The sequence below is a fragment of the Parasphingorhabdus sp. genome (assembly GCF_059726685.1).
In genome coordinates this window covers 635,306-649,024 of the sequence record NZ_AP041068.1, presented here as the reverse complement: position 1 = coordinate 649,024, position 13,719 = coordinate 635,306, and the positions used below count along the sequence as shown (strand labels likewise).

The 13,719-nt window shown below is 54.8% G+C and carries 13 protein-coding genes; 8 read left to right on the top strand and 5 right to left on the bottom strand.

Annotation, left to right across the window (positions count from 1 at the left end; genetic code table 11):
* Position 1 precedes the first annotated feature (1 nt).
* Positions 2–1,048, bottom strand: a complete 1,047-nt coding sequence (gene pyrC / locus AC6I9Z_RS03240) for a dihydroorotase (RefSeq protein WP_461457075.1) — start codon at positions 1,046–1,048, stop codon at positions 2–4.
* A 44-nt stretch (positions 1,049–1,092) separates the two neighbouring features.
* Here pyrC and ygfZ point away from each other — a divergent pair, with 44 nt between their 5' ends.
* Positions 1,093–1,842, top strand: coding sequence for a CAF17-like 4Fe-4S cluster assembly/insertion protein YgfZ (gene ygfZ / locus AC6I9Z_RS03235; protein ID WP_461457077.1), 750 nt, complete (start codon positions 1,093–1,095; stop codon positions 1,840–1,842).
* Between the two features lies 1 nt (position 1,843).
* Here ygfZ and AC6I9Z_RS03230 read toward each other — a convergent pair whose 3' ends face one another.
* The 4 genes from AC6I9Z_RS03230 to hisS form a co-directional block, all read right to left on the bottom strand.
* Positions 1,844–2,512 carry a DUF4167 domain-containing protein gene (locus AC6I9Z_RS03230; protein ID WP_461457079.1) on the bottom strand — a complete coding sequence of 223 codons (669 nt, stop codon included), beginning with the start codon at positions 2,510–2,512 and terminating at the stop codon, positions 1,844–1,846.
* A 243-nt stretch (positions 2,513–2,755) separates the two neighbouring features.
* On the bottom strand, positions 2,756–3,601 hold the full coding sequence (prmC, locus tag AC6I9Z_RS03225; protein WP_461457081.1) for a peptide chain release factor N(5)-glutamine methyltransferase: 846 nt from the start codon (positions 3,599–3,601) through the stop codon (positions 2,756–2,758).
* Positions 3,594–4,670, bottom strand: coding sequence for a peptide chain release factor 1 (gene prfA / locus AC6I9Z_RS03220; RefSeq protein ID WP_461457083.1), 1,077 nt, complete (start codon positions 4,668–4,670; stop codon positions 3,594–3,596). Before prfA ends, prmC begins: the two co-directional genes overlap by 8 nt.
* On the bottom strand, positions 4,667–5,998 hold the full coding sequence (gene hisS / locus AC6I9Z_RS03215) for a histidine--tRNA ligase (RefSeq protein ID WP_461457085.1): 1,332 nt from the start codon (positions 5,996–5,998) through the stop codon (positions 4,667–4,669). The genes prfA and hisS overlap by 4 nt, the downstream gene beginning before the upstream one ends.
* Positions 5,999–6,159: 161 nt before the next feature.
* On the opposite strand from hisS, the gene AC6I9Z_RS03210 reads away from it, so the two are divergent.
* From AC6I9Z_RS03210 to AC6I9Z_RS03180, 7 genes are all read left to right on the top strand, one after another.
* The gene (locus AC6I9Z_RS03210; protein ID WP_461457087.1) at positions 6,160–8,130 is read left to right on the top strand and encodes a M61 family metallopeptidase; all 1,971 of its coding nucleotides are present in this window, start codon (positions 6,160–6,162) and stop codon (positions 8,128–8,130) included.
* A 14-nt stretch (positions 8,131–8,144) separates the two neighbouring features.
* Entirely contained in the window at positions 8,145–8,678 is a 534-nt protein-coding gene (gene ppa, locus AC6I9Z_RS03205; RefSeq protein ID WP_109355959.1) for an inorganic diphosphatase, read from the top strand.
* Positions 8,675–8,989 carry a hypothetical protein gene (locus AC6I9Z_RS03200; RefSeq protein WP_461457090.1) on the top strand — a complete coding sequence of 105 codons (315 nt, stop codon included), beginning with the start codon at positions 8,675–8,677 and terminating at the stop codon, positions 8,987–8,989. Before ppa ends, AC6I9Z_RS03200 begins: the two co-directional genes overlap by 4 nt.
* 2 nt (positions 8,990–8,991) lie before the next feature.
* Positions 8,992–9,519 (top strand): GNAT family N-acetyltransferase, encoded by a 528-nt coding sequence (locus AC6I9Z_RS03195; protein WP_461457092.1) that lies wholly within the window; start codon positions 8,992–8,994, stop codon positions 9,517–9,519.
* Positions 9,520–9,635: 116 nt separating this feature from the next.
* Positions 9,636–10,835 carry an ADP-forming succinate--CoA ligase subunit beta gene (sucC, locus tag AC6I9Z_RS03190; RefSeq protein WP_461457094.1) on the top strand — a complete coding sequence of 400 codons (1,200 nt, stop codon included), beginning with the start codon at positions 9,636–9,638 and terminating at the stop codon, positions 10,833–10,835.
* Between the two features lie 133 nt (positions 10,836–10,968).
* Entirely contained in the window at positions 10,969–11,715 is a 747-nt protein-coding gene (locus AC6I9Z_RS03185; RefSeq protein ID WP_109355963.1) for an electron transfer flavoprotein subunit beta/FixA family protein, read from the top strand.
* Complete coding sequence (locus AC6I9Z_RS03180) at positions 11,715–12,644, top strand: electron transfer flavoprotein subunit alpha/FixB family protein (protein ID WP_461457096.1); 930 nt, start codon at positions 11,715–11,717, stop codon at positions 12,642–12,644. The genes AC6I9Z_RS03185 and AC6I9Z_RS03180 overlap by 1 nt, the downstream gene beginning before the upstream one ends.
* Positions 12,645–13,719 lie beyond the last annotated feature (1,075 nt).

The window sequence follows — 13,719 nt, the reverse complement described above, 5'->3', positions numbered from 1 at the left end:
CTTACCCGACAATCTGCCAACGCAGTTCTTGTCCGGCGTGAAAAGGTACGATTTTCGCCCCGCCCGCTTCGATATTGTCCGGCACTGTGACCGCGGATCGCTGTAAGGTGACCGTGCCTTCGTTGAGCGGGAGACCATAAAAATTAGGGCCATGTTCCGACGCAAAGCCCTCCAGTTTGTCGAGCGCGCCTTCTTCCTCGAACACCGTCGCATAGCTTTCCAATGCATAAGGCGCATTGAAGATACCGGCACAACCGCAGGCCGATTCCTTGGCGTCTATTTCATGCGGCGCACTGTCCGTGCCGAGGAAATATTTCGGCGATCCCGACGTCGCCGCTTTACGCAAAGCCAGTCGGTGCTGTTCGCGCTTGGCCACCGGCAGGCAATAGGCGTGCGGGCGAATCCCGCCCTGAAACATGGCATTGCGATTGATGTGAAGATGTTGCGGTGTGATCGTCGCGCCAACATTGGGACCCGCGGCGTTTACGAAATCCACCGCATCGGCGGTGGTGATATGCTCGAACACCACTTTCAGTTCGGGTAACTGCGAGACGATTTTCGACAGAGTGCGGTCGATAAACACTGCTTCGCGGTCAAAAACATCCACATCCGCATCGGTAACTTCACCGTGGATCAATAGCAGCATGCCGATATCCTGCATCCGCTCAAGCACCGGCATGATATTGGCAACATCAGTAACACCATGGGCGCTGTTGGTCGTCGCATTGGCGGGATAAAGCTTGGCGGCGGTGAAAATACCGTCTTCAAATCCCTGTGCCATATCATCGGCATCAGATGTATCCGTCAGGTAGCATGTCATCAGCGGCGTGAACGCCGGGTTATCCGGGACCGCAGCCAAAATCCGTTCCCGATACGCCGCCGCACTGGCGCTGTCCGTTACCGGCGGCGACAGGTTGGGCATGACAATGGCCCGGGCAAATTGCCGCGCCGTATAGCTGGCCACTGACCGCAGCATATCGCCATCACGCAGATGGACATGCCAGTCATCCGGCTGGCGGATGGTAATCTGGTCGGGCGATTGATTCATGGTTCGGGCTTTCTTTTAACGCTGAGCGTCCCTACCTAATCTGCATGACCGAAACCAGACTAAATGAACGCGCGGTAATCCGCATATCTGCTAGCCATGATAGCGAAGACTGCCGGGAATTCCTGCAGGGCCTTGTCACACAGGATATGCAGGCCGTTCAGCCGGACGCCCCGCAATGGGCGGCCTTGCTTACGGCCCAGGGCAAAACACTGTTCGACTTTTTCCTGTGGGCCGATGGTGATGACATCCTGATCGACTGTGAAAAGGAGCATGCCGAAGCGCTGGCGAAGCGCCTGAAACTCTATCGCCTGCGCCGGAAGATCGTGATCGAGATGGACGAAGCCATCACCGTACACTGGTCCCGTGATGCGGCCGGAAAGCCAACTGATCCGCGACTCACAACTCTTGGTCATCGCTGGCTGGACGACAGTCAGAAAGACGAAAGCGCCGATTCTGCTTATAAGGCGCATCGTCTTTCGCTCGGTGTGACCGAAGGCCAAGAAGAACTGGGTAGCGACAAAACCCTGTGGCTGGAATGCAATGCGACCGAACTGAACGGCGTCAGCTTTACCAAGGGCTGCTATGTTGGGCAGGAAAACACGGCGCGGATGAACTATCGTCAAAAGATAAACCGCCGTCTTGTCGTAGTGCCGCTGGATCAGGCAGCCGAAAAGCGTCAGCGCGTGGCCTATCCCGATCTTGGACTGTCCATCGAACATCGCCGCGTTGACGATCTTGACGGGCTGGATTTGCCGGGATGGTTCAATAGTGCCTTAAATGAAAAGTCAGAGTGACTTAGGCTGCGTCGCCTTCCGACGGTGCTTCGGCTTCCGCCGCCTTGGCTTTTACTGTCCGGCGCTTGCGAACCGGTTTTGCCTCAGCCTCACTATCAGAACCATCATCCGATTTGATCGAAATGGCGGGAGGCAAAGCGCTGGCATCCAAACCATTTGATTCACCATTGGCTTCTGCGGCTTCACCGGCCGGTTTACGCGGGCGGCGCGCACGGACAGGCTTTTTCTCAGCTGGCGCGTCCACATTATCCTGACCGTCTGAACCGGCTGCTTTTTCCGGTTGATCATCCGCTTTGGGCCGGCGTCCGCGCTGCGGACGTCCGCGAGCATCCTGATCGGCAGTGTCATCGGCATTGTCATTGCGATCATTATTCTGGTTTCGTTGTTCCTCGCGGGCCAATCGCTGCTCTTCGCGGCGCGCCTGGCTGTCTGCGTTCACCCGGAAATAATGGTCGGCAAATTGATGATAATATTCGGCATTGACGCGGTCGCCATTCACCTGGGCATCCTGCGCCATTTTCTTATATTTATCCAGCATCTGGGCTGCATTGCCACGCGCGCGGTTGTCGATCCGGTTTTCCCGGTCCATACCGCCGCCACCGCGGTTGCCCTGATTGCGATTATTGTTGTTCCGGCCACGGCGACGGCCGCCGGCCTGACGATTATTCATCAAATTCTGGGTGTCCTTATACCGTTAATAAACTCGGTCTTTCCTGTTATTTTACTGCCACAAAGGCAGTGCCCGTGCTGCTGATCACATGATCCGCAGCAACCCAAAAAAGATAAAAGATCGCCGGACATCAGCAATATTATCTATATGGGGGTAGGCCAGCGATTTTAGGGAAATTGCCAGAAATCATCCGGGCCTGAAACATCCTTAGCGCCTTCATAAGCCAAATCCAAGTGATTTTTATCAGCCAGTGCGCCGTCGCAGGACGAGAAGCCTGTCATTACCACCCAAATCCTGTTTGCATTCAACAATATAGCCGTTTTTTTCAGCCAGTTTTGCTACCGGCTCAGCCTGATCAAAACCTATTTCCAGAAGCGCGGTGCCGTTTTCGGACAATAGCTCCACCAACGCCGGAATGATGATTTCATAATCATCCATGCCTTGCGCGCCGGCAAATAACGCCTGATGGGGCTCAAAGTCAGCCACTTCGCGGGATAATTCGGCCTTGGTTGATACATAGGGCGGATTCGCAAGAATCAGATCAAACCGCCCGTTCAGGAACTGTGTCCAGCCCACTGCTGTCCAGTCCTGCAATATAAAATGCGCCCGATCGCTGAGTCGCAGGCGATCAGCATTGTTATGAGCGACCGCCAAAGCCGGAGCGCTGGCATCCATTCCCACGCCCTGCGCTTCTGGAAACTCGGACAATGCGGCAAGCAACAGCGCCCCGCTTCCTGTTCCGAGATCCAATATGTGTGCCGGTGGATGAATCTTGCCGATTTGCACAGCTGTTTCGATCAGAATTTCGCTATCGGGACGGGGAATCAGGACATCGGGACTGACATGAAACGGCAGGCTCCAGAACTCCCGCTCACCAATAATATGCGCGACGGGTTCGTGCGCTCTGCGGCGCTTCAGCAGCTCTGCAAAACCTTCCGGAACGGTCAGCTTTGGCAAATCCAGCAACAATTGCTCCCGATCGATCTCCAAAAGATGCGCCATCAGCAATTCTGCATCGAGACGCGGCGTATCGCTGACCGATCCCAGAGCCTGCGCCGCGTTTCGCAATACCGCAGCGATGTCAGCCATCCAGATTGGCGAGACGGCTGGCCTCATCTTCGGCGATCAGCGCATCGACCATCTCACCCAGTCCTCCACCTTCGACAATTTCGGGCAGCTTGTGCAGCGTCAGGTTGATCCGATGATCGGTCACCCGGCCTTGCGGATAATTATAGGTACGGATGCGTTCGGACCGGTCGCCGGAACCAACCATCGATTTGCGCACTTCCGCTTCCTCGCTCTGCACGGCATCGCGTTCCTGCTCATAGAGCCGCGCCGCCAGCACTTTCATCGCCTGCGCCTTGTTCTTATGCTGTGACTTGCCATCCTGACATTGTACCACCAATCCGGTGGGCAAATGGGTGATGCGAATCGCGCTGTCGGTCTTGTTGACATGCTGGCCGCCCGCGCCGCTCGCCCGGTAAGTATCGATGCGCAGGTCTTCAGTACGGATGTCGATATCGACTTCTTCTGGTTCCGGGAGAATCGCGACCGTTGCCGCCGAGGTATGAATCCGCCCGCCGCTTTCTGTTTCGGGTACACGTTGGACGCGGTGGACGCCGGATTCGAACTTCAGCTTTGCGAACACACCCTTGCCATTGATATTCGCCACCACTTCCTTGAACCCACCGACTTCGGACGCATTGGCCGAGATCAACTCGACCTTCCAGCCCTGCTCATCGGCAAATCGACTGTACATCCGATAGAGATCACCCGCAAAAAGCGCTGCTTCATCACCGCCGGTACCGGCGCGAATTTCAAGCATCGCGGGGCGATCATCGGCGCTGTCCCGCGGCAAGAGTTTTAGCGCCAGCGCATGTTCAGCTTTTTCCAACGCTTTCTTGACGTCATCGACTTCATCGGCGGCCATAGCCTTCATCTCGGCATCATCACCGGCGAGCATTTCTTCCAGCCCCGTCTGCTCGTCTCGCAGGCGCTGAACCTCGGCCGCAGCCTCGGCTACCGGTTCGATCTCGGCATATTCCTTGGAAACCTCGACAAACTTATCACCGTCGAGATTGCCAGACGCCATCATCGCCTGCAGCTCGGCAAAGCGCGCTTCGATCTGGGCGATGCGTTGGGGTGTAATGGTGGTCAATCACCCTCTCCCAATTGTGCAACTTCTTGTTCCAGATCATCCAGATGGGACTCAAAATTATCCAGATCCTCAGAGAATCTGAGGTCCCACATCTTTTCGGTAACATCCGCCAATTCGAGCTCGTTTTGCTCGCCAGTGGCAAGATTTTTAAACTGCACCTTGCCTGATGCCAATTCATCTTCGCCTATGATGATCGCAGCAAGCGCGCCAACTTGATTGGCACGCGCCATCCGTTTTTTGAATTTACCGCGGGCAAATATTTCAGCAGAAAATTGTGAGCTCCGCATTTCACTCGCAACCGACAAGGCCTTGGCTATCGCATCATCCCCCATGGGCAAGATGGCCAGTTCCACGGGAGCAGGTATGGCCTCATCCAGCAACATCCCGAGCCGCTCAATCCCCGCAGCCCAGCCAACAGCCGGTGTCGCGGGTCCGCCCAGCGATTCAATCAAACCGTCATAACGCCCACCGGCCAGCACTGTGCCCTGCGCGCCCAACCTGTCGGTCACAAACTCAAACGCGGTATGACGATAATAGTCGAGCCCGCGCACCAATCGGCTGTTGCGTTCCCATGCTACGCCGCAAGCATCGAGCCCCTCGGTCACCTGCCCGAAAAACTCCTTCGCCTCATCCGACAGATAGGCGTCAATCTCCGGCGCGCTGTCGGCAATCGGGCGGTCCTGGCGCTCTTTGCTGTCGAGGATGCGCAGCGGATTGCGTTCCAGCCGGTCCTGACTGTCCTGGGACAGATCGCCCTTGTGCGCCTGAAAATGCTCGACCAGCGCATCGCGCCATGCATCGCGACTTTCCGCGTCACCCAGGGTATTAAGCTGTAAGGTCACACCGTCCGAGATGCCCAGCTCTTTCAAAAGCTGATCCGCAAAACAGAGCAACTCGACATCCGCCGCCGCCTCACCGGCACCGATAATCTCGGCATCGAGCTGGTGAAACTGGCGATAGCGACCCTTTTGTGGACGCTCGTAGCGAAATAGCGGGCCGTGGGTGGACAATTTCATCGGAGCATGCTGCTGCCAGCCATTGGTCAGAAAGGCGCGTGAAATTCCGGCGGTAAATTCCGGACGCAGGGTCAGGCTGTCGCCGCCGCGATCCTCAAAGCTATACATTTCCTTTGACACAACATCGGTGGTTTCGCCCAGCGAACGGGCAAAAACCGCCGTTGGCTCAAACACCGGCATTTGCACGCCCTTGAACCCGTAAAGGCGTCGCACGCGTTCAAACGTCTCCACCACATGCTGGAAACGCTCCTGGTCTTCGCCAAATATATCCTGCGTACCGCGTACCGGTTGCGGTGTTTGTATCTTTGCCATATCTGCCCTTTGTCTTGAGCGCGCTTTAGCCGGTGCTGCGCAAAAGCGAAAGATGGCTTGTTTCTATTGTTTATATTGGTGCTTTTCTTGTCCACCCTCTGGACGAAGCCGCCAAAACCCGCCATTCAGACTTGGCGATAATCTACGGGGATAAAATTAGTATGCGTCTGGTTGCACTTTTGGGCCTGGTTTCGGCCCTTTCCGTTATTTCGCCCCTCAACACTGCCTCAGCCGCAATGCCGGACAATCTGAGCAAACCGGTTTATACCGCGCCGGAAGAAACAATCCCGAAAGCGCAGGATATCCCATTTCCTGGCACCATGCGCCTGATTGTCGATGCGCGCGATAACAAACAGGGTGTGTTCAAGGTCCAACAGTTTATTCCAGTCTCCGGACTAAAACGCCTAACGCTGCTTTACCCTGAATGGCTGCCCGGTAATCATGCGCCGCGGGGAGAGATTGAAAAGCTAGCCGGGCTGCGTATTTTAGCAGACAAAACAGATTTGGCCTGGGTACGCGATGATGTCGATGTCTATGCATTTCATATCGATATCCCGCCCGGGATAGAGGAAATTGAAGCGCGGTTCCAGTTCACCTCCGCCACGACAGCAAGTCAGGGCCGTGTCGTGATGGCGCCATCGATGCTGAACCTGCGCTGGCATCAGGTGTCGCTCTATCCCGCTGGCCATTATGTTCGCCAGATCCCGGTGGAAGCGACCGCCATCTATCCGGACGGCTGGCGCGCAGCGAGCGCCATGCGGCCAAAAACAAGGCAGGATAAATCAACCGGTACCAACCGTGTCGCCTATCAAAAGACGGATTATGACACCTTGGTCGACAGCCCTGTCTTTGCTGGTAAGCATTTTCAAACCTATCGTCTAAGCCGCCGTGCCCACCTGAATATTGTCGCCGATGACGGGAAATATCTCAGGCCCGCAAAGTCCCACATCGCCAAGCACAGCAAGCTGATGCGCGAAGCCGAAAGCCTGTTTGGTTCCCATCCCTATGACCGGTATGATTTCCTGCTCGCCCTGACCGAAGAAATGGGCGGTATCGGAATTGAACATCACCGGTCTTCCGAAAATGGTGTGAACCGGGAATATTTTACCGAATGGAAAAAAGGGCCGGGCCGCCGCAACCTGTTACCGCATGAGGTTGTTCACGCCTGGAACGGCAAGTATCGCCGTCCGGCGGGCATGTGGACGCCTGATTTTCGCGAACCGATGCGCGACAATCTGCTATGGGTCTATGAAGGGCAGACCCAGTTTTGGGGCTATGTGCTCGGCGCCCGATCTGGGCTCTATTCAAAACAGGACACGCTGGATGCCTTTGCGGCTATTGCAGCGGGCATGGACCGGCGTGTGGGTCGGCAATGGCGCCCGCTGATCGACACCACCCATGATCCGATAATCGCCGCGCGCAAACCAAAACCGTGGAGCAGCTGGCAGCGGCAGGAAGATTATTACAATGAAGGCCTGCTGATATGGCTGGAGGTTGATGGCATTATTCGCCGCGAATCAGGCGACAAGAAATCGCTCGAGAATTTCGCCCGCCGCTTCTTCAAGGGCAGAAACGGTGATTATGGCGTGGTCACTTATAAGCTGGACGATGTCATAGACACTCTGAATGCCATTCAACCCTATGACTGGGCAGAGTTTATCGAGCAGCGCGTCTATCAGCCGACAACAGAAGCACCCAAAAACGGTTTGACCCTTGGCGGGTATAAGCTGGTCTATGATGCCACGCGTAGCGACTATATCCAAGCCAATGACAAACGCCGAAAGCAAATTGATCTCAGCCACAGTATTGGCTTGGTGATGAGCGACAAGGGCGTGGTGAAGGCAGTCATGTGGGATGGTCCGGCATTTAAGGCTGGCTTGAAAACCGGTCTCACCATCACCGCAGTCAATGGCAAGGCCTATAGCGGTGAGATGCTAACCCAGGCGATTGAGGAAAATCGCGGGCAAATGAACAAAATCGAGATTTTTGCGAAGGATGACGATCAATATAGCAATTTTATGGTCGATTATTCCGGTGGGCTTCGCTATCCGCACCTGAAAAAAATAACCACGGAAGAGGGTGACGCAATTGAAGGGGGCATTGACCGGCTTTTGAAGCCAAAAACCAGATAGTAGGACCACAATCCATGGACATCACCCAGATTCCTATCGGCGATAACCCGCCGGAAAGCCTGAACGTCATCATCGAAGTCCCCGTTGGCGGTGAACCGGTTAAATATGAATTTGACAAAGCCTCCGGCGCGCTTTTCGTCGACCGCATCCTGCATACGCCGATGCGCTATCCCGCCAATTACGGTTTTATTCCGCATACCTTGTCCCCCGATGGCGATCCCCTGGACGCGCTGGTCGTCGCGCGCTCGCCTTTCATGCCGGGCTGTGTCGTGCGATGCCGCCCAATCGCCGTGCTCAACCTGGAAGACGAACATGGCGGTGATGAAAAGCTGCTTTGCGTTCCGATTGATGCGACTTTCCCCTATTATCGCGCGATCGGAGAGGGCGGCGACCTGCCCGAGATCGTCATGCAGCAAATCGAACATTTCTTTACCCATTACAAAGACCTGGAACCTGAAAAATGGGTCCGTGTTGGTAAATGGGGTGATGCCGAAGAGGCTCGCAAAGTCGTGCTGGACGCCATCGAACTGGCCAAAGAAAAGAAATGACCCGGACGCATCTCGTGGCCGGATTGGCGCTGATCGCCAGTCTGGCCGCGTGCACAACACCGGAAACCCGCGTCCGCAATGGCTTGATGAGCGCAGGCTTGTCCAAGCCGATTGCAAGCTGCATGGCAGACCGGATGGTGGATCGCCTGTCCTACGCACAAATCGACAAGCTCAACCGCCTCGACAAACTGCGCAAGCGCGATCCCGGCGATATCAGCGTCAATGAGTTTGTAAAGCGGACCAAAGCGCTGCAGGACCCTGAGATACTGGGTGTCGTGACCTCTTCGGGACTGGTTTGCGCGGTGAAATGACCATGAATATACAGCCAATCGGATGCCGAAAAGCTGTGGCCGAGGACGCGGACCATTTGCCTGCTATTGAAAGATCAGCAGGGTCAGCCTTTCTGCCTGTTCCCGGGCTTGAATGGATTGCCAACAGCGACGATGTCCTATCGGCAGAGGCGCAGCTTCAACGGATAAAGCAAGGGCTGGTCTGGGTTGCCGAAACGGCCGATCAAGAGCGGGTAGGGTTTCTGACCGCCGAACAATTTGATCAAGAATATCATATCTGGGAACTATCCGTACACCAGGAGCATCAAAAGCGCGGCATTGGCCGGGCCTTACTAGAAGCCCTGACGGATCAAGCGCGGCGCGAGAAAATCATGACGATTACGCTGACCACCTTTCGCAACCTGCCATTTAACGAGCAATTCTATCAGAATATGGGCTTCCAAACGCTGGAAGAAAGTCAGCAATCAGGGCGACTCCAATCCGTATTGGCGACTGAAAAAGCCAGCGGTCTGCCCATAGAGCGACGCTGCGCGATGCAATTGTCTTTGTGACAACCGGATTTCGCCGGATATTATCGTAAATCGGGGTGGAAATCCCTACCTGACTGTGCTTTAGCCCTCCGCAAGACTCGCTAACCAAAGATACAAGAAAGGCGCTGCATCGTCCCATGAACATCCATGAATATCAGGCCAAAGAACAACTCGCCAAATATGGCATCGGCATCCCTGCGGGCCACGCAGCCCTGACCGTTGACGAAGCTGTCGCGGCGGCCGAAAAACTGCCCGGACCGCTCTATGTGGTGAAGGCGCAAATTCATGCTGGTGGACGCGGCAAAGGTAAGTTCAAGGAATTGGGGCCAGATGCAAGCGGCGGCGTACGTTTGTCCAAATCGGTCGATGCCGTCCGCGACAATGCCACCGAAATGCTCGGCAACACGCTGGTTACCATCCAGACAGGCGAAGAAGGCAAGCAGGTTAACCGGCTCTATGTCACCGACGGGGTCGACATTGCCGAAGAATATTATCTTTCCATGCTGGTCGACCGGGCGACCGGCCGGATCGCGATGATCGTATCCACCGAAGGCGGCATGGATATTGAAGATGTGGCGCATAACACGCCCGAAAAAATCAAGACGATCACGATTGATCCTGCGCAAGGATTCATGCCGCATCACGGCCGGTCCATGGCTTTTGCTCTCGGCCTGTCTGGTGATCTCAACAAGCAGGCTCAGAAACTCGGTAAACAGCTTTATACCGCTTTCACTGACATGGACTGCGAGATGCTGGAAATTAACCCGCTCGTGGAAACCAAAGATGCGCAGCTGCTGGTGCTCGATACCAAGATGAGCTTTGACGGTAATGCTCTGATGCGTCACCCAAACCTGATGGAATTGCGCGATGTGACCGAGGAAGATCCGGCAGAAGTCGAAGCTTCCAAATATGACCTCGCGTACATTAAACTGGACGGCAATATCGGGTGCATGGTCAATGGCGCCGGCCTTGCCATGGCGACGATGGATATCATCAAGCTCAACGGCGCATTCCCGGCAAACTTCCTCGATGTGGGCGGCGGCGCAACCACCGAAAAAGTGACCGCAGCGTTCAAAATCATTCTGGCTGACCCCGCTGTAGAAGGCATTTTGGTCAATATTTTCGGTGGCATCATGAAATGCGACATCATCGCCGAAGGTATCGTCACTGCGGCCAAAGAAGTCGACCTCTCGGTTCCACTCGTAGTCCGGCTGGAAGGTACCAATGTTGCCAAGGGCAAGGAAATATTGGCGAATAGCGGTCTGCCGATCGTATCTGCCGATGATCTGGGCGATGCTGCGAAGAAAATTGTTGCGCAAGTGAAAGACGCTGCCTGAACACGGGCATAGGTCATAAAGTACAGCTAGGCATTATCCTCAAGAATGATGATGCTGCGCCGCAACATAGATATTTGACGTTTACGTGAACGTAAGCTAAAGCGTTCACAGAAATTGAAAGAAGGAAACAGCAATGAAAATCCTGGTGCCCGTCAAACGGGTGATTGACTATAATGTGAAACCGCGGGTGAAATCCGATGGCAGCGGCGTGGATCTCGCTAATGTCAAAATGTCGATGAACCCGTTTGACGAAATTTCTGTCGAAGAAGCGATTCGCCTGAAAGAAGCAGGCAAGGCAGAAGAAATCGTCGCGGTTTCGGTTGGCCCGCAAAAGGCACAGGAAACCCTGCGCACCGCTCTCGCCATGGGTGCAGACCGTGCGATCCTGGTGCAGACAGACGAAGAAGTCGAGCCACTGGGCGTTGCCAAAATTCTTGCGAAAATCGTTGAAGAAGAAGCGCCGAAACTGGTTATCACCGGCAAACAGGCGATTGATGATGATAGCAACCAGACCGGCCAGATGCTTGCTGCTCTGCTCGGTTGGGGCCAAGGTACGTTCGCCAACACGGTTTCTGTTGATGGCGACAGCGTTGAAGTGAAGCGTGAAATTGATGGCGGTTTGCAGACGGTTAAGCTCAGCTTGCCTGCCGTGGTCACCACCGACCTGCGCCTGAACGAACCGCGCTATGCGTCGCTGCCAAACATCATGAAGGCGAAGAAAAAGCCGCTCGATGAGAAAACGCCGGCCGATTACGGCGTCGATATCGCGCCGCGCCTCACCACCACCAATGTTTCCGAACCGCCTGTCCGTCAGGCTGGTGAAAAGGTCGAGGATGTGGATGCGCTGGTCGCCAAACTTAAAGCTGTAGGAGCCATCTGATGAAGACTCTTGTACTCGTAGAACATGACAACACCGAAATGAAAGATGCGACGCTGGCTGTTGTCACCGCCGCGTCGCAACTGGGCGAAGTCCACGCTCTGGTCGCCGGATCCGGCTGTGCCAGCGTTGGTGAGCAAGCCGCCAAGGTTGCCGGTGTCAGCACCGTCCATGTGGCCGATGATGCCGCGCTCGCCAATCAGCTCGCTGAAAATGTCGCGCCATTGGTCGCCAGTCTGATGGAAAGCCATGACGCTTTCCTTGCGCCTGCCACAACCACCGGCAAGAATATCGCACCGCGCGTCGCTGCTCTGCTCGACGTCATGCAGATTTCCGACATTCTTTCGGTCGAAAGCGAAGATACGTTCACGCGTCCGATCTATGCCGGTAACGCGATTGCCACCGTCAAATCGAGCGATGCCAAGAAAGTCATCACCGTACGCGGTACGGCTTTTGACAAGGCCGCAGCCGAAGGCGGTTCCGCATCCATCGAAGGCGTCACCGGCGCAGGCGAATCCGGGCTTTCATCATTTGTGAGCGAAGAAATCGCCAAGTCCGAACGTCCCGAGCTGACCAGCGCCAAAATCATCGTATCTGGCGGCCGTGCTTTGGGCTCTTCCGAAAAGTTCGAAGAAGTTATCACGCCTCTCGCCGACAAGCTCGGCGCCGGCATCGGTGCTTCCCGCGCTGCGGTCGATGCGGGCTATGTCCCCAACGATTATCAAGTCGGCCAGACCGGCAAAATCGTTGCACCGGAAGTCTATATCGCCATCGGCATTTCCGGCGCGATCCAGCATCTGGCAGGCATGAAAGATTCGAAAACAATCGTCGCGATCAACAAGGACGAAGACGCACCGATTTTCCAGATCGCCGATATCGGCCTGGTTGCGGACCTGTTTAACGCTGTTCCGGAATTGACTTCGAAAGTCTGACATCGACACAGCGCCTCCCTCACTCGTGATGCTGAACTTGTTTCAGCATCCATCGAACCGGAGGCGCGGATCAAAAAATAGACCCTGAACCAAGTTCAGGATGACGAAATAAAGAAACCCCGGCGTGAAAGCGCTGGGGTTTTTACTTCAAATTAACACCAGAATCGCTATTTCACATTTGTGGAGACTGCAAAAACACTTACGCGGTGGTTGAGCGGCGGCGTAGTAGCTCTTACTCTAACTATCGGCATTCCGGTCGCTTGGACCACACACTTTTTGTACACTTTCCCTTCATCCCATATTCCCGAACAGTTTGACATAGGTTTTTTCTATGAAGGTAATTCACATGATTCCTGTGGTATTGTTGCGCACAACATTGACGAAGCCACTGCCAAAGAAATAATCCGACAAGGATCGGCATACTTTGCCAAAGGTTTGTTATCAGAACGAAGACATTGGGAGAAGTGGAACAAAACGCCCGTAAAAATACGCCCATATTTGCATTCGGAGGGCACCCAATTTTGTGGTGACCCAGGATATCTAAAGGTCGAGTTGGATAACTACATGGCTACACCCGGTTCCTATTTTAGCTATTTTGATGAAGGTTTTTTATTGGTCCACCCTGAAAAGCAGAGAGTTATCTTAGCGCACTATTATCGGTAAATTTGCCTTCCAAAGAATATTCGACTCCGGTCGTATTTAGTATCATCCGTAACCACTGACCGCTCCCACACCCCGCCTCACCGCTAAAACCGCCCTCGCCGGTTGCGCGATTCAAAACCGCACCCTAACGGCCCGCCTCCCGATCAATGGATGGGGCGGACGTCAACGGTTGGGTTTCATATGGCCCGCCCGCATGCAGTATCCCTGATACCCGCATGTACGGATGCTGCTTTGTCTCGATTGGTTGCATGAGTAGCTCAATTGGATAGAGCACTGGCTTCAAACACCAGGTAAGCGAGTTCGATTCTCGTCTCAACGCACCACTGGATAGCTCAGATGGTTAGAGCACAAGACTACGAATCTTGATGTCGCAGGTTCGATTCCTGCTCCACTCTCGGTCTGTAAAAGGACC